Origin of the sequence: Streptococcus pseudopneumoniae ATCC BAA-960 = CCUG 49455 (assembly GCF_002087075.1) — a bacterium.
In the GTDB taxonomy this organism is placed as follows: Bacteria; Bacillota; Bacilli; order Lactobacillales; family Streptococcaceae; genus Streptococcus; species Streptococcus pseudopneumoniae.
Genome location: NZ_MWSM01000012.1, coordinates 16,272 through 36,138, shown reverse-complemented (window position 1 = coordinate 36,138; position 19,867 = coordinate 16,272). Strand labels below are relative to the sequence as shown.

12 protein-coding genes and 2 pseudogenes are annotated in these 19,867 nt (G+C 40.3%); all 14 read right to left on the bottom strand.

Annotation, left to right across the window (positions count from 1 at the left end; genetic code table 11):
• Nucleotides 1–20: 20 nt before the first annotated feature.
• Nucleotides 21–860, bottom strand: a complete 840-nt coding sequence (locus tag B4W83_RS03020; RefSeq protein ID WP_000158620.1) for a thymidylate synthase — start codon at nt 858–860, stop codon at nt 21–23.
• Between the two features lie 97 nt (nt 861–957).
• The gene (locus B4W83_RS03015) at nt 958–1,917 is read right to left on the bottom strand and encodes an ROK family glucokinase (RefSeq protein WP_000078575.1); all 960 of its coding nucleotides are present in this window, start codon (nt 1,915–1,917) and stop codon (nt 958–960) included.
• A 104-nt stretch (nt 1,918–2,021) separates the two neighbouring features.
• Nucleotides 2,022–2,570 (bottom strand): annotated as a pseudogene (gene ldcB / locus B4W83_RS13665) (LD-carboxypeptidase LdcB/DacB); the annotation flags it as partial.
• 12 nt (nt 2,571–2,582) lie between these two features.
• Nucleotides 2,583–3,338: pseudogene (locus B4W83_RS13660) on the bottom strand (excalibur calcium-binding domain-containing protein); the annotation flags it as partial.
• Between the two features lie 49 nt (nt 3,339–3,387).
• Nucleotides 3,388–4,005: an alpha/beta fold hydrolase gene (locus tag B4W83_RS03005; protein WP_000766583.1), complete on the bottom strand. Its 618-nt coding sequence runs from the start codon at nt 4,003–4,005 to the stop codon at nt 3,388–3,390.
• Complete coding sequence (gene pabB, locus B4W83_RS03000; RefSeq protein WP_000554852.1) at nt 4,006–5,727, bottom strand: aminodeoxychorismate synthase component I; 1,722 nt, start codon at nt 5,725–5,727, stop codon at nt 4,006–4,008.
• 60 nt (nt 5,728–5,787) lie between these two features.
• Entirely contained in the window at nt 5,788–12,987 is a 7,200-nt protein-coding gene (locus B4W83_RS02995) for a ZmpA/ZmpB/ZmpC family metallo-endopeptidase (RefSeq protein ID WP_000472959.1), read from the bottom strand.
• 21 nt (nt 12,988–13,008) lie between these two features.
• Nucleotides 13,009–13,572: a TIGR01440 family protein gene (locus B4W83_RS02990; RefSeq protein ID WP_001006360.1), complete on the bottom strand. Its 564-nt coding sequence runs from the start codon at nt 13,570–13,572 to the stop codon at nt 13,009–13,011.
• 114 nt (nt 13,573–13,686) lie between these two features.
• A complete protein-coding gene (locus tag B4W83_RS02985; RefSeq protein ID WP_000831093.1) occupies nt 13,687–15,378 on the bottom strand; it encodes a cache domain-containing sensor histidine kinase in 1,692 nt (563 codons plus the stop codon).
• Nucleotides 15,375–16,112 carry a response regulator transcription factor gene (locus tag B4W83_RS02980; protein ID WP_000222621.1) on the bottom strand — a complete coding sequence of 246 codons (738 nt, stop codon included), beginning with the start codon at nt 16,110–16,112 and terminating at the stop codon, nt 15,375–15,377. Before B4W83_RS02980 ends, B4W83_RS02985 begins: the two co-directional genes overlap by 4 nt.
• Before the next feature lie 267 nt (nt 16,113–16,379).
• Complete coding sequence (gene msrB, locus B4W83_RS02970) at nt 16,380–17,492, bottom strand: peptide-methionine (R)-S-oxide reductase MsrB (RefSeq protein ID WP_000998318.1); 1,113 nt, start codon at nt 17,490–17,492, stop codon at nt 16,380–16,382.
• Between the two features lie 10 nt (nt 17,493–17,502).
• Nucleotides 17,503–18,069 carry a redoxin family protein gene (locus B4W83_RS02965; RefSeq protein WP_000759276.1) on the bottom strand — a complete coding sequence of 189 codons (567 nt, stop codon included), beginning with the start codon at nt 18,067–18,069 and terminating at the stop codon, nt 17,503–17,505.
• Nucleotides 18,070–18,088: 19 nt separating this feature from the next.
• A complete protein-coding gene (gene ccdA2 / locus B4W83_RS02960) occupies nt 18,089–18,799 on the bottom strand; it encodes a thiol-disulfide oxidoreductase-associated membrane protein CcdA2 (protein ID WP_000509841.1) in 711 nt (236 codons plus the stop codon).
• 197 nt (nt 18,800–18,996) lie between these two features.
• Nucleotides 18,997–19,857, bottom strand: coding sequence for a YihY/virulence factor BrkB family protein (locus B4W83_RS02955; protein WP_000759506.1), 861 nt, complete (start codon nt 19,855–19,857; stop codon nt 18,997–18,999).
• Between the last annotated feature and the right edge of the window lie 10 nt (nt 19,858–19,867).

The window sequence follows — 19,867 nt, the reverse complement described above, 5'->3', positions numbered from 1 at the left end:
GAAGAGATTTTCGAAGAGTATTAAATGGCTAGGTCAAACTTCAACTGCGGCTTAACAGGGTCATAATCCACCAACTCAAAATCTTCTGCTTTGATATCAAAGAAATTAGTCCCATCAGGAACATTTAAAACCAAGCGAGGTTGGCAGTCAGACGGCTCACGACGAAGCAATTCCTGAGCTTGTTCAAATTGATTGTCATAGATATGAAGGTTGTTGATAAAGTAGAAGAACTTCCCAACCTTCCAGCCAAAATGCTTGGCAATCATCATCTGCAAAGCCACATACTGCATAGCATTGATGTGGTGGGCCACCAGCATATCATTGGAGCGTTGCGTCAAGGTCGCATCCAGATAGATTTCCCCATCTACACGGCGGACATCAAACATGGTCTGAAAGGCGCACGGAAGAAGGCCGTCTGTTTCCTCAAAAGCTTGGTAATCCCAAAGGGAGATGATGTTTCGGCGGTTCCAAGGGTTGGCTTCCAACTGCTTGAGAAGCTTATTGATGATGTCGTGTTTCTTAACAACAGCACCATAGCGCTCACCAATGGTTCCTGTATTCCCCACTTCCCAGTCATTCCAGTAGTGAACATTGTACTTATCATTTAGTACCTCTAAGCTATTAGATTGGTCTTGGTAAATCCAGAGCACTTCCTTGATGGCGGATTTGATGGCGATAGGGCGTAAAGTTATAACAGGGAATTCCCCCTTGGCCAAGTCATACTCTGCAAAGGCACCCGTTACATACTTGGAGTTGGCAACTGTCCCATCCTTGTACTTGGGACGAGCCTGCTCAGAAAAGACACCGTCTTTGAGGATTCGTTCAATATTCTCTTTAAAAATCGTATCTGCTTTTGTCATTTACTCTCACCTCATTTATTGTCCTAACTAGTATAGCATAAAAAAAGAAAGGAGGAAAGTCACTCGCTTCTAGAAAGCTATTTTCTCCTTTTTTATCTTATTGTAAAACAAGTGATGCTGCTCCAATAACTCCAGCGTCATTTCCTAGAGTTGCAAGAGCTAATTTAGTGGATGTGCGTACTTGTGGGAAACTATTTTCATCGTAAACTTTTTGAACACCTTGTAGAAGGAATTCTCCTGCAGCTGATACACCACCACCAATGACGATTGTTGATGGGTTCAAAATTGAACCGATGTTAGCACAAGCGATTCCCAAGTAACGTGAGAAGTTACGGTAAACAGTCAAAGCAAGGTCGTCTCCTTCTTTTGCAAGGTCAAAGACTGTCTTAGCAGTTACTTCTTCTCCGTTATCAATCAATCGTTTCAAGGCTGCATCGCCTTCATATTCATCTGCATAACGACGAGTCAAGTTGACAATCCCTGTTGCTGAAGCAACTGTCTCAAGACAGCCTTTCTTACCGCAAGTACATGCGATTGGTTGGTCAAAGTCAACAGTAATGTGGCCCAGCTCACCTGCTGCACCAGCAACACCGTGAAGCAATTTGCCTTCAGCGACGATACCGCCACCAACACCAGTACCAAGTGTCATAAAGACAACATCTGGTTGGTTATCACCAGCACCCATCCAGCGCTCACCAAGAGCTGCCACGTTGGCATCATTATCGATGAAGAATGGAATACCCAAGGCTTTTTCAATTTTCTCTTTAATTGGTTGAAGGGTTTTCCAGTTCAAGTTGTAGGCACCGATAACAGTCCCTTTTTCACGGTCAACCACACCTGGTGATCCCATTCCAATGCCTTGGAAGTCCGCTGCTGCCAATCCAAGCAAGTCCAAACGGTGTTGAATAGACTCAATCATATCATCAACGATATGACTTCCCTCATCCAAAATGTTGGTCTTGATTGACCATTTTCCTTGGATTTCTCCTGCTGTTGTTAAGATTGCAAATTTGATAGAAGTTCCACCAAGGTCAATCCCAATAATCTTTTGACTCATCATACTCTCCTTTTTCATTGTCTAGTAATTGAAAATGCTTACAGTACTAGTATAACAAATTTCAGTCATTTATGCAAAGGTTTGCATTTAGCTAATATAGATTTTTAATCCAGATAATCTCCACCATCAAATCCATAATATTCCTCCAGTGTCAAACCACTTGCAGCAATCTCTTTTGCTTCTTTTCCAATGTAACGTAAATGCCATTCCTCATGCATATAGCCTGTGACACTCTCTTTTCCACGGGGATAGCGAACAACAAAACCATAGTCTGGTGCATAATCCAATAACCATTGAGCCGCACCAGCATCTTCAACTAATTGACCATCTGTGCCAATCACATCAAAAGCAAGTCCTGTCTGATGTTCGCTATATCCAGGACGGGCGGAATAACGATCCGCAGCAGCCTGGCCCTCTTGGTTCACATAACTTTGATATAATTGTGCTTGAGTTGCATAACTTCTAAAGCCACTATAATTATCGCTAATAGCGTATCCTTCCTTCTGCATCTGTGCAATCAGTTTTAAAAAGGCTGCTTTTGCAGTAGCATTTTCACCTGGATAGTAATCTTTAGACATAGGATAATGTTTATTGGCAACTATGATTTCATCATACTTTCCTTGAAGGCTATAATAGGACCCTTTATTGCTTACTTTTGAATTAGCTTTCCACAAACCAGTCGCACCAACATAATAACGTCCACCATCAACCCATTCATTGACAGCCATTTTAGCATCTGATTTTAGATAATAATTCCCTTGCCATGTATTATAAGCATAAGATCCATCTGATGTCAAATAATACCAAGTTTGGTAAGAAGAGTCATAAACCCATTCACCTTTAGCCATTTTACCATCTGATTTCAAATAATAGTTTCCTTGCCATGTATTATAAGCATAAGATCCATCTGATGTCAAATAATACCAAGCTTGATAAGAAGAGTCATAAACCCATTCACTTTTGGCCATCTTACCATCTGATTTCAAATAATACCAAGCTTGATAAGAAGAGTCATAAATCCATTCACTCTGTGCCATTTTCCCGTCTGATTTCAGGTAATAGCTTCCCTGCCAAGCATTTTTCACTGGATTTCCATTTCCATCAAAGTAGTACCAAGCACCGTCCTGCTTAACCCAACCACTTGTTGTTGATGAACTTGTATCAGTTTGAGTTGTAGTCTCTTGTTTTGCTTTAAAAGCACCCTTAGGGGCATTTTTTAATTCGCAAGCCACACCGTCATGATCACGGTATAACTTGGCAGAATAACCGGGCTCTCCCTCATGAATATCCGCGTATCCATTCGCCCAAGCTTCCTTACAACTCGAAAAATGAATGTTTTCCTCTGCTAACACAGATTGTGAGAACAAGGCTAAAATTGGCAACGTCACCAGACTCATTTTTAAAAATAGACGTTTGTCCATTTGGTTCTCCTCTAACGATGTTATCGATTTCACTATTATTTTATCAAACTTATTTCAGCAATTCAAGGAAACTTCTGGTATTTTCTACAAACTCCTTTGGTTTTTCCTTATTCAAGACATGAGGGCCGTCTGGGATAATCTGAAATTGGGATTCTGATATTAGTTTATGAAGACTTCTCATAGAACTAAGATTCGGTTTATCTTTGCTGCCACAAATTAGTAAGGTTGGATAGGGGCAATTCCCTGCTATATCCGTTAAGTCAAGTGTCTTCAATTCTTTGGAAATACCTATTATAAAAGTCTTGTCTGCTCCCTGTTTTTCAAATACTCTTTTGGGAAGTAGTTTAAAAATCAGCAACTGAAGATAAAATAGGATATTCCCTGCTAATTTAAGCGGGCATCCTGACAGAATCAAAGCTCGAAGATTTGGTGAATCGTAACTGGAAAGTTCTAGTGTCAGGGCAGCACCTAAGGACAATCCAATCAAAACAAAAGGTTCTGTCTCTTGAGCTAGGTGCTGATAAACTCGCTCTTTAGCTTGTTGATAGTTACTAACTCCAGAAGGAAATAACTCGATAGCCTCAGAAGGATAATCTGTCAGTAGATTCCGAACTTCTTTCCAAGACTCTGCTGACTGCCCTAACCCGTGCAAAAATATCAGTTTCATCTAATTCTCCTCTAGGTTTAATTCATACAAGCCTCTCACTACATTACAGCCATATATAGCCTCAGCTTGGGCTAAGTCTTTTAAAGTCAAGACTTTCTCTTCTACCTGTCCTGTTTCTAGTAAATACTGACGGTAAATTCCTGGCAAGATTCCAAGCCGGATAGGCGGTGTGTAGAGTTTTCCAGTGATTTTCAAAACCAGATTTCCGATAGAGGTTTCAAGCAGTTCTCCTGACTTATTGTGGTAAATGATCTCTTGTTCTCCTAGGTTCAAATGCGGTCTATGAGTGGTTTTAAAGTAGGTAAAGGATAGTTGCAAATTGGCTTCTTGCAGACAAAGTTTAGCCTGGCAGAACTGTGGACTAAGGGGTGTTAATACTTGACGATTGACTTCTATCTCTCCAGATTTGCTAAGGCTGATTCGCAAGCGGTAATCTTGATTAGCATCACAAGTCTGACACTCTTCTTCAATCTTTTGTCTCAAAATTTCTGGGTCAAAAGGAAAGGCAAAATATCGACTAGCTTTTATCAGTCTTTCCAGATGTTGTTCTTCAAACAGCAGTTGTTTTTGGCTGATTTTCCCAGTCGTAATCAGCTGAAAACGAGCTTGTTTACGATAGAGAACAGCCGCCTTTTGATGAACCTCGCGGTATTCAGATTCCCAAGTGCTATCCCATGTAATGCCTCCGCCAACTCCATAGATGGCTTGACCTTTGTGAAGTTGAATGGTACGAATGGCCACATTAAAAATCCGTCGTCCATTTGGAAGCAAGAGACCAATCGTTCCACAGTAGACTCCACGCGGTTGAGGCTCCAAGTCCTTGATAATCTCCATTGTCGCAATTTTCGGTGCACCCGTTATGGAACCACAAGGAAAGAGTGAGCGGAAGATTTCAACAAGGTCCACATCCTCTCGCAACTGACTCTTGATGGTCGAAGTCATCTGCCAAACCGTTGAATACTGCTCTACCTGACACAGACGCTCCACGTGCTCGCTCCCAACTTCAGAAATACGGTTCATATCATTGCGCAAGAGGTCCACAATCATCATATTTTCAGAGCGATTTTTGGGATCCTGTTCCAACCAACTGGCCTGTTCAAGATCTTCTTGGTCAGTTACCCCACGCTGAGTCGTCCCCTTCATTGGTCGTGTTGTCAACTCGCGATCATTTTGCTCAAAAAAGAGCTCTGGGCTCATGGAAATCACTGCCATCTCGTCATGTTCCACATAGGCATTGTAGCCCGCCTCCTGCTCTACCACCATACGATTGTAGATGGCAAAAGGATTGGCATTTAACTTTTGCTTAAGTTGGACGGTGTAGTTGACCTGATAGGTATCTCCCTGCCGTAAATGATGGTGAATTTGGGCAATGGCCTTTTCATAGTCTGCTGCAGACGTTACTTCCTGCCAATTTGAGGGCAAATCAATATCCTCATAAGTCAGAGGAATAGGGGAAGTTTCTACGCTATCATGAACAGTAAAATAAAGCAGGTACTCTCCCAGTAGGGGATCCTTGTGAACTGCTAATTTTTCCTCAAAAGCAGGTGCAGCCTCGTAGCTGACATAGCCCACCACATAATAACCTTGCTCTTGGTAGCTTTCCACTTGTGCCAGCAAATCTGCCACTTCTTCTACATTTCTCGTTTTCAACTCTCTAATAGGCTTGGTAAAGGTATATCTCTCTCCTAAAGTCCTAAAATCAATCACTGTTTTTCTATGCATACCTTAAGTATAGCATAAAATAAGAAAACCCTCATCCGCAAAGCAGATGAGAGATTTCGATTATTTAAAGATTGAAGTTTTAAAGCTATTTGTTTGTTGAAGAAGCTTCTTGAAGAGTTTTTCTTTAAGTGTCACTGTATTAGACATAGAAACAGATTTATTTCCATCTTTATCTGTCTTCAATGTCGCCTTATCTTTATCAACTGCTTCAGCAAATGCACGTTTCAAGTCTTCATAACTATTGTATATTGTACTATCAATTTCAATAGATTGAATTCCTTTTTTAGCTTTATCCACAACTTCTTCGAAGTAAGCTTTCTTCCAATCTTCTAGGTTGCTAAATTTACCATCAGAAACTTTCTTGATAATAAAATCATCACCTAGAGTAGCATGACCAGCTTTTTTAGACTCATTTTTCAGCATGTTAGAAGCATAATTTAGGAAGCCTTTTTCATATCCAAAGTAACCCCACATACGGAAGGTGTTATGCTTGAATGACATTGCTCCTGGAGCTCCTTCACTTGTGTTAGCACCATAGATACCAGCGGTAATTGGTACAGTTACATAGGCAGAGCCAAATCCAGTTGGGTCATAAGTACCATTACCAGGACCGTGTTTAGTCATGAAGTTCTTGTCTACTAGATCGTTAACAGAAGTCAAGTTATATTCTTTTTCTTCTGCATTCAGATCACGAACCTCGTCATACTGGTTCTTCGTATTAGCGTTACGTAGTTTTTTAGCAACTTTCTTAAACCAAGCATTGTTTAAGTCTTTATTGTGTTTATCAAGAACTGCTTCACCTTCAAGGTAGTCAAGAAGCATTAGAGTATCGTTGAAACCTTTCATGTAATGATCGATTTCAGCGCGAGAAGTGAGGTCATTTGGATTTGTGTTGTACCATTGGTTTCCATCGTTTGGACGTTCGTAGGCCATGTTTAGACCTAATGCGCCATATTCTCCGTTTGGATTTGATACCGATGGCGTTTGTAACATCCCCTGAGCAAATGCTTCAAGATCTGTACCTTCACGGTGTCTTGAACCACCTAAGTAAACCATACGGTCATTTACGTGAGTTGTTTCATGAGTGAAGGCTGAGATACCGAAATCACTAATCATATCAGTAACCATGAAGAAGACTGAATCATCTTTATAAGGGTTACCGTAAATACGAGCTACAGCCCCCATACGCCAATCAGTGGCGTGGTAACGACCTGTTGGTCCGTATAATTCACGGATAGGTGCTACGTCTTTACCACTATTCGTATGTCCGTATTTATCTGTGCTGATTCCTTTATAGTTTTGGTTATCTAACACAGGAGTTGGAACCATGTTGTTGCTCTTAAGCAGTTGATTACGAACTTTATCTAATGATAAGCGAGACCAGAAGTCTAGGTAATTTTGTTGACCTTTAGCGACTTTATTGATTTCAGCTTTGAATGCTTCGCGTTCTTCTGCAGTATTCTTACCGTATTTTTCAAATGAACTGTAAGCCATAGTGTTATATGTTGAGATTAAGAACATATGTGCATCTTTCAGGTTAAGAAGTGGTAAAATCATCTTACCATGCATGTCATTGTTTAATCCCTCGTAGGCTCTGTGTTTCTTATCAGCAAATTCAGGTGTTGTAGTTTTAGGTTCAACAATATATACATTATCTTTAGTAGCTTTTATGAACCAATCGTTTAGGTTCGTATCTTCTGTGAATAGACGCATATTATAGTCTAAGAAACTGTTTAACTCGCCTATGCCGATAACTCCACCGATAGTTTCGCGATAAGCTTCTAAAGTTCTATCCCCTTTAACATTTCTTTCTTTAGAACCAATCTTAATCAAGAAGTCTAACACATTAACATTTTTACCATAAAAGTCAGGTTTGAATAGCATTAATTCTTTAATATTAAAGTCATCGAATTTAACACCGTAGTAACGATTTAGGTAAGCTAATCCAAGAAGAACAGCAGCCTTATTGTCATCAATCTTCTTGATCAAGGCGCGTTTAGCAGATTCATCTGTGTTTAATTGATGATCTTCATTTTCAAGCAACTGTTTCACAAATTTCGCCAGATTATCCTTGACTTCTTTGAAGGTTTCTTCGAGGTAAAGGTTCTTAATCGCATTTACTTTGTTAGGACCGGTTCTATTTAGGTGTGTGTAGATAGGATCTGATTGTAGCTCAACTGGGCTTAATTTTTCAACGATAGCATTGATAAGATCACTACGGTCTTTGTCAACGATATTAGGCGTATAGACAACTTCTCCGAGTTCAGCAATGCTGTACTCTTTCACTTGTTTGACATTAGATTCTTTCAGCGAAACAGTAAAGATGTCTTTGGTCTTATCAGCATAGTGCACCAAAATGTGGTCAGCATCAGCCAATTCTGTTACAAAGGCATTGCCCTTCATAGCAGTAACTGATAGGACTTCCTTGGTCATAAGATGACTATCAGCAGCTAAGTTATTTCCTTGGTTTACAATCCATTCTTTATTGTAGAACGGTTGAAGTTTTTCGATATTACGGTAGGCAAGTTCACGAGATGCATCATAATCTTGAGTATCTTTATAAGTATCAGCTTTTTGCCTGATGTTGTTAAGTGAATCTTCAACAAGAGGGGCAATTTCGAATTTATCAGCAGTGATTCCCATTGCTTCAATCTTCTTGTCAGCTTCTTCTTGTGAGATGCTAGGAATCTTACGAGAATTGTTGTATGATTTATTACCCTCACTTACACCCTCAACACTGAAGTTACGTTTTGTTCTTGAATAGGTGAAGTAATCATCAGCATCAATATCCGAGTGACCGAACACCATTTCCCCAGTTTTGACTTTCATCATGGTGATGTTGTCTTCAATAGCACCCAAGGCCCAGTTAGTACCAAGCAAGCCACCTGATTGAACGGCTTCTTTCAGCTCGATAGAACCTTTAGCAACTGAATTTCTGAGAACACCTTCTCTACCTAGTGTATGGTTATTTCCACCATTTTGAGAAGAATAAACCAATCCTGCAGCTTTTGCTTTATTACCAGTAATTTCAGCATCAACGTAAGCTTTTTCTACGATACCTTTCCAGTTTTCACCTAGAACACCTGCTAAGTACCAACCTTTGTTTCCAGCAGCGTGAATTTTACCGATAAAGGCAACATTACTTACCTTACCACTACCATCAATTTTATTGATAATACCAGCTACATCGTTGCCCCCGACAACATTACCTGTTACTTTAACATTTTCAACAGTTGAATTATTTTTGATAACACCTGCGATTGGTGCTACTCGATTAAATCCAGGCATGTCAATGTTGACATCTTCAAGTAAGAGATTCTTAACAGTACCACCTTCAATATTACCAAACAATGGTCTCGTAATGTTATGGATGGCAAATTTATTACCTTCTGTACTTTCCAATGTTCCCTTGAAGGCATTGGTTACATAAGATTTGCCAGCTGGTTGAACGTTACTTGCATTCATACTACTACCGAGCTTAAAGGTCCCAGTAGGATTGTCCTGCATATCTTTTACAAGCTCATTGAAGTTGTAGTAAACATTACCTTCTTTTGCTTTTTGTTTTTCAAAGTAATGAACATACTCTTCGCTAAGTGTGTTATCAGCATTACGTTGAACTAAGTCTGGTGCTTTGGCAGTAACTTTATATAAAGTTTTTCCGTCTTTTTCTACTTCTTCAATCTTGTCAACAGCAAGTCTTGTAACTTTGTTGTCATGAGTTGTAACTCGTAGGTAAAGTGAAGCAACATTCGTTGGTTTTTCTGAAAGTAAACTTGAGTCAGTTTCAACACCTTCATCGTCAACACTTATTAGACTTGTTTCTTTAATATTTTTAATTTCAACTTTTTTAAGATCTAATTGAATTGGTTGATCTTCTAATGTTTCAGTTTCTTCTTGACCATTACCTCTATCATAAACCATAGTAGTAGATAGAGTATACTCTTTGAAGTATTCTACATTGTCTAATAACGCATTTAGATTATTTTCTGTTAGATTCACAGTCTTAACAACTTGTCCATCTTTTTTCAGGGTAGCTGTGATTGATTTGATTTTAGCTTTAGTAGGATTTTCTAGAGAATACTTAGCAACTACTTCTTTATCTAATACTTTCTTATCAGTATTTACAAATGTTAATACTGGTTTTGCAGATAATGGAACTAAGTTTTTGATAGCTTCTTCTAATCTTCTAGTAGCTTCATCTACTTTACTTTGAGTAGCAGTTTTATCTGTATTTACAGATTTTGCTGCTGTAAGAGTGTCTTCTAAAGATTTCCATGTTTGAGTAGTGTATTCTTCTTTACGTTTGCTGTTAGCTGTGTTAATAGCCGTCTGTAATGCAGTTTTATCTACAGCAAGAGCTTTAATAGCGTCTTGAAGAGCTTGAGTAGTCGCATCTATTTTACTTTGTTTAGGAAGTGGAGTAGTTTGGTTATTGATTTCTTTAGCTTTTATTTCAGCTTTTTTAAATTCATTCCAAGTATTAGGGCTATAGTCAGCTTCTCGTTTAATTTCTGCATCTTTTATTTGTTCTTGTAATTTTGTTTTATCAACAGTAAGAGCATCGATAGCAGATTTAAGTTTTTTAGCAGCATCATCGATTTGAGCCTGAGTAGCAGTAGCGTTATCTTCTACAGCTTGAGCGGCATTTTTTGCCTCTTCTAGAGCGCTCCAAGATACAGTACTGTAGTCAGTAGCAGTCTTAGACTGAGCATCAGCAAGTTGTTTTTCAAGTTCAGTCTTATCTGTAGTTAAATCAGTGATAGCCGCTTTCAGTTTTTTAGCAGCTTCGTCGATTTGAGCTTGAGTAGCCTTATTGTTGTCTTTTACAGTTTGAGCGACATTTTTCGATTCTTCTAGAGCATTCCAAGATGTAGTGCTGTAGTCCGCTGCAGTTTTAGACTTAACATCAGCAAGTTGTTTTTCAAGTTCAGTCTTATCTGTATTTAAACCAGCGATAGCAGATTTCAGTTTTTCGTCAATGTGATTTACTTCGCTTTGTTTTGTTGCTGGGTTGCTTGTAACTTTTTCAGCTTCAGCTAGTACAGTTTGAAGATTTGCCCAAGTTGCATCGCTGTAGTGTTCTTTAGTTTTTGATTTCGCATCAGAGATAGTTTTGTTTAAATCTGTTTTATCAACGCTTAGAGCGTCAATAGCAGCTTTAAGTTTTTTAGTAGCTTCGTCGATTTGAGCTTGAGTAGAGGTAGCCTTATCTTTTACAGTTTGAGCGGCATTTTTCGATTCTTCTAGAGTGTTCCAAGATGTAGTACTGTGGTCAGCTTGAGTTTTTTCGTTTACAAGATTCAGTTGTTTTTCAAGTTCAGTCTTATCTGTATTTAATCCAGCAATAGCGGATTTAAGTTTTTCGTCAATGTGATTAACTTCGCTTTGTTTTGCTTCTGGTTTGCTTGTAACTTTTTTCGCTTCGGCTAATACATTTTGAAGGTTTGTCCAAGATGCATCACTGTAGTGCTCTTTAGTTTTTGATTTCGCATCTTCGATAGTTTTGTTTAAGTCTGTTTTATCAACAGTAAGAGCGTCGATAGCAGCTTTAAGTTTAGCTGTCTCGCTATCTACTTCAGGTTGTTTTACAGAGTCAGAAGCATATACACCTTTTGCAGCTTCTAAAACAGATCCAAGAGCATTGTAACTTGCTGTAGAATAATCAGTAGGAGAAACTGAACTAGCTTTATCAATTTGATTCTTTAACTCACTTTTATCAACTGGTTCTTTAGTACCAACACCCTTTATTTCATCTACTGGATTGGTTGTTATTGTATCCTCTAGTACTTTACTGGACTGTCTACCATCAGTAGTAGTGACTTCAGTTAAAATAGTGCGTTCGCCAGCAACACCTTCTCGAATAACCCTTGTTTTTCCCTTAGCGAGGTTCTCATCATCTTGCTCAACTGTCTTAAAAGGCACAGGCTCTTTAGTTACTATAACTTCAGACTTAACTTCTATTACATTTAACACACCTTCTTCAGGAGTTGTTTTATGTTCTACTGCTGGCTGTTCTACTTTTGTTTCTTCGTCCTGATGTTCTGCTGGTTGAGCAGCTGGTGAAGTTTCTGTTGGTTGACTTTCTGGTTCAACTTGAGCTTCTACTGGTTGTTCTTCTTGTTTCGGTATTTCTTCCGCAGTCTTCTCTTCTTTAGAAGCTTCTGGTTGCTTTTCTGGAGAGACTGGTGCCTTTTCGCCTTCACTTGGCGCGACTGGTTCACCTGCTTGTTCAACTTTTGGTTCCTCAGTTGGTTCCGTTTGTTTTTCTACAGCAGGCGTTTCAACTTTTGGTTCTTCAACAGGTTGATTAGCAGCCTCATCTTTTGTTTTTACTACTTCTGGCTGTGCATCTTCTTGTTTCGGTGTCTCTTCCGATACCTTATCCTCTTTAGGATCTTCTGGTTGTGATGATTCTTTTGGTATCCTTGGTTGCTCAGGTTGTGTAGGTTGCACGGGTTGTTCTGGGACTTTTGGTTGTTCTACTGGAGTTGCAACTTTTGATTCCTCAGCTGGTTTGTCTGATGGTTGACTTTCCGATTTGACTGGTGCTGGTTCTGCTGAATCTTCTTTCCCCTCTTCTACTTTAGGAAGGGTTTCGTCAGTAGGTTTTACCTCCGATTTTGGTTCTTCCTTTGGATTTTCTTCTGTTTTAGGAGCTTCCTCTGTCTCTACTGCTCGGTTTTCTGGCTTAGCTTGCTCCTGATTTGTTGTTACTTGGGGATTCTCAACTTCGACCACAGTTACCTCTTCAGGTTTAGCTGAGTCTTCTTCTAAAACAGTGTCCAAGCCAAGCGTTTTGAGGATGTCACCTGATAGATAACCAACATAGCGATAGCCCTCCATTTCAACAACACCCTCTCGACTAGCCGGTGCTAGAGTAGCAACTGGATCTACAGCTCCTGCACTAGGAAGGACTACCAATCCCATAGCTCCAACTAGAAAGACGCTGGCAATTTTCTTTCTCTTGTAGATTAAAAGCAAGCTCCCAACAGTCAGCAAACCAAAAGCTGTCAAAACAGATGCTTCTGTCCCTGTTTGTGGCAGCTGATTTTTTTGATACACCAAACCATAAACAAGTTCATTTCCATCAGGCTTTCCTGTCTGAATTAAATCTTTAGCTTCTTGTGAAATAACCTCTTTATCTACATAGTGATAGGTGGCTGCGTCCACTACAGAAGGAGCCATCAAAAGGCTTCCAAGAAATACAGAACCTACAACTCCCTTAATCTTACGAATTGAAAAACGGTCTTTTTTAAACACTTTCATCTCCTTTATTTATTCTCACGACTTTCTGATAGAATCTTGCGGATAGTGCGCACGCGCACCTCCGATTAATTTTGGACGACTAGCCAGCGCCGTTACATGGGCATGACCAATGTCTCTCAAAAGAGGGCGAATCGGAACCTGAACATGCTTGACATGCATGCCAATTGCAGTGTCTCCGATATCCAATCCAGCATGAGCCTTGATAAATTCAACCTCAACTGGATCTTGCATAAACTTAAAGGCTGCCAATTGACCTGAACCTCCTGCATGGAGAGTAGGGAGGACACTGACGATTTCCAGACCAAACTGCTCTGCCACCTGACGTTCAACGACGAGAACCCGATTGACATGCTCACAGCCTTGAACAGCTAGATGAATTCTTTTTTCTTCTAGGAGATCTAGGATGGTCTTCACAATGATTTCGCCAATTTCTTGGCTGGATTCCTTGCCAATCTGACCACCTATCACTTCACTAGAGGAAAGACCCAAAACAAAGATAGATCCTTGCTTCAAATTGGCCTTTTCTAAAACATCTTTCACTATCTGACGTGTTTCTCTTTGAATCTGTGTCTCGTTCATCTCTGCTACCTCTTTTGTCACTATCTATCATACCGTTTTTTCTTGTTTTTAGCAAGATAGACGACCTGGAAAGCTTGCCCAATTACGCATAAAACTCCCAGAATTGACTGGGAGTTAACTAGTTTCTATTCTATTTATGTATATTTCAACCGTCGTTCCTTTGTCGGGTGCAGAATCAATCTTCATCTGGTAATGTTCTCCAAAATGAAGTTTGAGACGCTGATCGACATTTTGAAGACCAACTCCCCCACGTTTGAGTTGACTTTGACTACTATCACCAGCATCTTGGAAGCCAACTCCATCATCCTCAATGCGGATGACCAATCCTGAATCCTGTTTCTGAACAGAAACTCTAATATGTCCCTGACCTTCCTTCTCCTTGATACCATGGTAAAGAGCATTTTCCACCAGAGGTTGCAAAACCAACTTGGGCAAGACTAGGTTATCAAAGGCAGGATTTTCAGCAATCTCGTATTCCAGCTTATCTCCATAGCGTTGTTTCTGGATAAAGAGATACTGGCGGACATGATTGATTTCATCAGACAGGCAAATCAAGTCCTTACCTTGATTGAGTGCCAAGCGGAAATAGGTCGCCAAGGACTTGATCACCTGCACCACTCGCTGACTATCATGAAATTCAGCCATCCAGATGATGGTGTCCAAAGTGTTATAGAGGAAATGGGGGTTAATCTGGCTCGAAAGGGCTTGAAGTTGGTACTGACGGGTCGTTTCTTCCTGGCTACGAATAGCTACCATCAACTGATCAATCTGATCCAACATGGCATTAAATTGGCGAGTTACTTCTCTCAGTTCATAGGCACCAACTTCCTTGGCACGAAGATTTTGAGCACCAGAAGCAATTTCCAACATGGTTTCTCTCAAATCCTTCAAAGGAGCAATCCAGCGTTTAAGACTGAACCACACTAAGCAGAGACAGACAAGAAGAGATGTGACACTAGCCCCAAGCAAGGTCCACAAGAGCTGACTCCGAACCTGGTCTAACTTTTCCAATGATGACACGCCAAGTACCGTCCAATCAGTTCCTGCAATCTTCTCTTGACTGACGTAGGATTTGTGACCAGGAGTATAACCCTGACCTGTCTCGATGTAGGGTTTCATAGCCTCCATTTTGCTAGACGAACTATAAACTGTGTGTTGAGGATGGTAGACAAATTCATGGTTTTCATTGATAATGAAGGCAAAGCCCTGCTGCCCCAACTGGAGTTGATTGAGATAGGCTTCCAAAGTTTCATAAGAAATATCCAAACGAAGCACACCAAGATTGGCTCCCTTTGTATCAAGAAGTTCTTGAGTGACAGAAATGACCCACTGACTATCTGATTTACGAGCTGGAGTCAAAACGGGCATGGCTCCCTGATGAATGGCCTTTTGGTACCAATCCTCAGCCATCATATCTGAAGAAGTTTTCATCTGAACACTGTCATCTGTAGAAATGACCTGACCAGATTTGGTCACCAAAACCACTGCTTTCAAGTCCTGGTCTGCCTTTAAGATGGTCAAAAATAGATCTCGGATTCCCTTGACCTTATCTTGACTGGGATTCTCAGCATAGGCTAGGACATCCGTCTGCTGGGTCAAACCGGTCGAGGTGGTTTCTAATTTTTTAATATAAGACTGAATAAAGTGGCTAGTCTGGCTGATGGTCGTTTGGCTATTGCCTTCAATGGTGGTCTCAATGGCTGAAGAACTAGATTGATAGTAGAAAGTCCCAACCAGAGCTAGGAGAATAAGAAAGACCAAAAAGATGGAAATAACCATTCTGACTAAAAGAGAAGAACGCTTCATCGGCCTTCTCCCTTCTTAAACTGACGAGGTGTCACACCTGCAATCTGCTTAAAACGTTGGGTAAAATAGTTCATATCTTCAAAACCAACCTTTTCAGCTATCTCATAAATCTTCAGATTTGTAGTTAAAAGCAAAAGCTTGGCTTGTTTGACACGTTCTCTCACCAGATAATCCTGAAAAGGCAAGCCCAACTCTTTCTTAATCAAGGAACTCAGATAAGTCGGACTAAAACCTAAGTCACTGGCCAAAGACTTTAAACTAAACTGGCTATCAGCCAGATGGGACTGGATTTTCTGGGCCATGTTTCCTTCAAACTTATCGGCCAATAAATCTTGTAACTGCTCTTCCTTCTCTTCCTTATCTAGTTTTTGCTTGATTTTCCCCAACATTTCCTCAATATCCTGACGAGAAAAGGGCTTGAGCAGGTAGTCATCCACACCGAGTTTGACAGCAGACAAGGCATAATCAAAATCATCGTAGCCTGTCAAAAAAACTAGATGAACCTGAGGATAGGTTTCCCGAACCAGACTGGCCAACTGGATGCCATTTAGCTGAGGCATGTTGATATCGGTTAAAATGATATCTGGCACCTGTTTTTGGATCAATTCCCAAGCCTGCCTTCCATTTTCAGCCTGACCGATGATTTCCATATCGTAGGCTGCTACATTGACCAACTTGGTCAAGCCCTGTCTTACCAGATATTCATCTTCTACGATTAAGATTGTGTAGGTCATGCTCTGCTCCTTTACCACTTACTAGTATCAGTATAGCAAAATTCTCCTCTAACTGCTTAGGAAAGACCTCTTATACTCAATGAAAATCAAAAAGTAAACTAGGAAGATAGCCACAGGTTTCTCAAAGTACCGCTTTGAGGTTGTAGATAAAACTGACGGAGTCAGCTCAAAGTATAGCTTTGAGGTTGTAGATAAAACTGACGAAGTCAGTAACCCTACATACGGTAAGGCGACGCTGACGTGGTTTGAAGAGATTTTCGAAGAGTATTAATCAACATAATCTAGTAAATAAGCGTAGCCTTTTTCTTCCATTTGGTCTTTGGGAATAAAGCGGATAGAGAGGCTATTGATACAGTAACGTAAGCCGCCCTTGTCCTGTGGACCATCCGTAAAGACATGCCCAAGGTGAGAATCTCCTACTCGGCTCCGCACTTCCATACGCGTCATATTGTAGGACTTATCTTCCTTGTAGGTGACAACATCTGGACTGATGGGTTGGGTAAAACTAGGCCAGCCACAACCAGACTCAAACTTGTCCTTTGATGAAAAGAGAGGTTCGCCAGTTACCACATCCACATAGATACCAGATTCAAATTTATCCCAGTAGCGGTTTGAGAAAGCCCGTTCTGTTTGATTTTTTTGGGTGACTGCATATTCCTCAGGTGACAGGGTCTTTTTCAATTCTTCATCACTTGGTTTGGGATATTTGCTGGCATCAATGACGGGATAGGCAGCCTGATTGACATTGATATGGCAGTAGCCATTTGGATTTTTCTTGAGATAGTCTTGGTGGTAATCCTCTGCCACTACAAAATTCTTCAAGGTTTCCTTTTCAACTGCTAGAGGTTGATCGTATTTCTTAGCCACCTCATCAAAGACTTGGTTGATTACCTCCAAATCCTTGTCATCTGTGTAATAAACACCAGTACGGTACTGGGTTCCTACATCATTTCCTTGTTTATTTTTGCTAGTTGGATTGATAATGCGGAAGTAATGAAGCAGGATTTCCTTGAGGGAAATTTGATTAGCATCATAGGTGACATGAACAGTCTCCGCATGACCTGTTTGGTTAATCAATTCGTACTTGGTTGTTTCCCCTCTACCATTTGCATAGCCTGAAACGGAATCTGTTACCCCAGGAACTCGAGAAAAATACTCCTCAACTCCCCAGAAACAACCACCAGCTAGATAAGTTTCGTGCAAATCTGCATCTTTACTAACTTCTGTTTTTTTCACTGTTTTTCCTCCTTGGCTAACTGCCGCTTTCTCAATTTGCGAGGCATCTGTCTGCCCTGCATTTCTCATCAATAGAAAATAGAAACCGGTTATGGCTAGAAAAAATACTCCTAGCAACATGATGATTTTTAACTTATCATTCATAGGACACCTCCTAGGCTAATTCCTTCAAAGTTTGTAAAATTGCATCTTTTTCCATGAAACCTGGTTGCGTTTTGACCAATTTTCCTTCACCATCTATAAAGGCTTGAGTTGGGTAAGAACGGACGCCATAAGTTTCCAAAAGTTTGCCTGATGGGTCAACTAGGACTGGGAAATTTTTATAATCTAAGCCCTTATACCAATTCTTAAAGTCCGCTTCAGATTGCTCCCCCTTATGTCCTGGTGACACTACTGTCAAGACCACATAGTCGTCGCCAGCTTCTTTAGCAATTTCATCCGTATCTGGAAGACTAGCCAGACAGATGGAACACCAAGAAGCCCAGAATTTGAGATAGACTTTCTTGCCCTTGTAATCAGACAAGCGGTAGGTCTTGCCATCTACTCCCATCAATTCAAAATCAGCCACCTCTTTCCCTTTAGCTGCGCTTGTTTTACTAGCTGTCTGCTCCGTCTTCATTTCATCTTTCGTTTGGTGTTCACTAGTCATGGACTTGCCTGAACAAGCCGTCAAACAAAGGAGCGAACCTGCTCCAAGAACACATGTTTGCCATTTTTTCATATTGATATTCCTTTCCATTTTATTCAAATAATTGACTTAAAATTGAAGCATTTCCAAACAGAACCAAGAGTCCCATCACAATAATGAGAAAACCACCCACTTTTTTGAGGATTCCGAGATAGGGATGAAGTTTTCGGAAATGTTTCAAAACATAACTAGAGGTCAGAGCTAGAAGCAAGAATGGTAGCGCCAAGCCCAACGTGTACACCAACATGAGACCCGCTCCCTGCCAAGCACCTGAGCCACCTGAAGCCGCCAAGGCCAAAACAGAGCCAAGAACCGGCCCCACACAAGGCGTCCAAGCAAAACTAAAGGTCAAGCCCAATAAAAATGCCTGACTATAGCCCTTACCATTTTGCCCCTGTCCTTGCAGTTGTAACCTCTTTTCCTTATAAAGCCCCTTAAAGTGTAGAATCTCCATCTGGTGCAAGCCTAAGAGAATGATAACCGCACCCGTCACATATTGAAACCAAGAAGCATAAAGCAAGTCGCCTAAAAAACCAGCTCCATAGCCCAACAAAATAAATATAAAGGAAATTCCTGCTATAAAGGCCAGAGTTCGTAATAAACTAACAACTGAGATGGAAAATTTGCCACTAGAAGCCTGAGCACTATCCTTATCATCTAGTAACACCCCTGCATAGACTGGTAACAAGGGTAAGATACAAGGAGAAAAGAAGGATAGAATCCCTGCCAAAAAGACACTTAGAAAAAAGAAAATATGACCCATAAAGTTCCTCCTATCATTTTATTGATAGATTTATTATACTCCTTCCATTTTCGAAAAAACAGGGACAATGATAGGGAAAAATAGGAATTTAATCAGATGATTTAGAAATCTTGGACAAAAACTATACAAAAACTGTCAAAGCACAAAAGCGCATAGTATCAANNTTGATACTATGCGCTTTTGTAATGGATAAATAGTTAGTCTTTTCTAAAACTAGGATCTTTCAAACTCTGTATACTGGCATTGATCACCGCACCTAGGATAACAATTTTAGCAATCAAGATAAACCAAAACATCATAACAACAAGAAGAACGGAACCTAAAATTCGGACGTCCACTAAATGATGGACATAGTAATTGAGATAACTAGAGAACAGAGTTAGTAAACCTAAAATCACTAAGAGAACAAAGGCACTGCCTGGTAGGGTATAGCTAATTTTCCTGTTAGATAGATTGGGAAGAAAATAATAAAGCATGACCAAGATAGCAAAGAGGAGAGCGTAAGTCAGAGGACCTGCCAAACCTTGTAAAGCCTGATAGATAATGCCATCTTTTGTCCAATAATGAGCAAGTAAAGCCAAAATCATCTGCCCAAATAAGCTCAGAAACAAGGCAAAAGCAAAGAGGATCTGTAAACCAAAACTGACTAGGAGACTTACCATCTGATGGGAAATAAGTCCACGACTCTTTTCGACGCCATAAGCCTTGTTAAAAGCTTTTTGCAAGAAATTCATAGATTTTGAAAAACTCCATAACGCCGATAAAACAGAAAAACTCAATAAACCTGTTGAAGGTTGGGTCAAGACTTCTCTGGCTATTTTTTCCACACCTTCATAGAGGCTTGGGGGCAGGACATCTTTTACAAATCCCAGAAATTCTCCCACAGGAATCTGAAAATAGGGGAGGATATTGACCACCACCAAAAGCAGGGGAAAAATCGAAATCAACCAATAGTAGGCTACTGCGACACTGGTCAACTCACTATCTGATGCTTGATAATAATGCAAAAAGGCTTTTAATAGAGGCTTGTCTATCAGCTCTTTCCACCACTTTTTCATGTCACACTCC

Coding starts and splice junctions, on each gene's coding strand:
- B4W83_RS03020 (WP_000158620.1), bottom strand. CDS start 860: ATGACAAAAGCAGATACGATTTTTAAAGAGAATATTGAACGAATCCTC.
- B4W83_RS03015 (WP_000078575.1), bottom strand. CDS start 1,917: ATGAGTCAAAAGATTATTGGGATTGACCTTGGTGGAACTTCTATCAAA.
- B4W83_RS03005 (WP_000766583.1), bottom strand. CDS start 4,005: ATGAAACTGATATTTTTGCACGGGTTAGGGCAGTCAGCAGAGTCTTGG.
- pabB (WP_000554852.1), bottom strand. CDS start 5,727: ATGCATAGAAAAACAGTGATTGATTTTAGGACTTTAGGAGAGAGATAT.
- B4W83_RS02990 (WP_001006360.1), bottom strand. CDS start 13,572: ATGAACGAGACACAGATTCAAAGAGAAACACGTCAGATAGTGAAAGAT.
- B4W83_RS02985 (WP_000831093.1), bottom strand. CDS start 15,378: ATGAAGCGTTCTTCTCTTTTAGTCAGAATGGTTATTTCCATCTTTTTG.
- B4W83_RS02980 (WP_000222621.1), bottom strand. CDS start 16,112: ATGACCTACACAATCTTAATCGTAGAAGATGAATATCTGGTAAGACAG.
- msrB (WP_000998318.1), bottom strand. CDS start 17,492: ATGAATGATAAGTTAAAAATCATCATGTTGCTAGGAGTATTTTTTCTA.
- B4W83_RS02965 (WP_000759276.1), bottom strand. CDS start 18,069: ATGAAAAAATGGCAAACATGTGTTCTTGGAGCAGGTTCGCTCCTTTGT.
- ccdA2 (WP_000509841.1), bottom strand. CDS start 18,799: ATGGGTCATATTTTCTTTTTTCTAAGTGTCTTTTTGGCAGGGATTCTA.
- B4W83_RS02955 (WP_000759506.1), bottom strand. CDS start 19,857: ATGAAAAAGTGGTGGAAAGAGCTGATAGACAAGCCTCTATTAAAAGCC.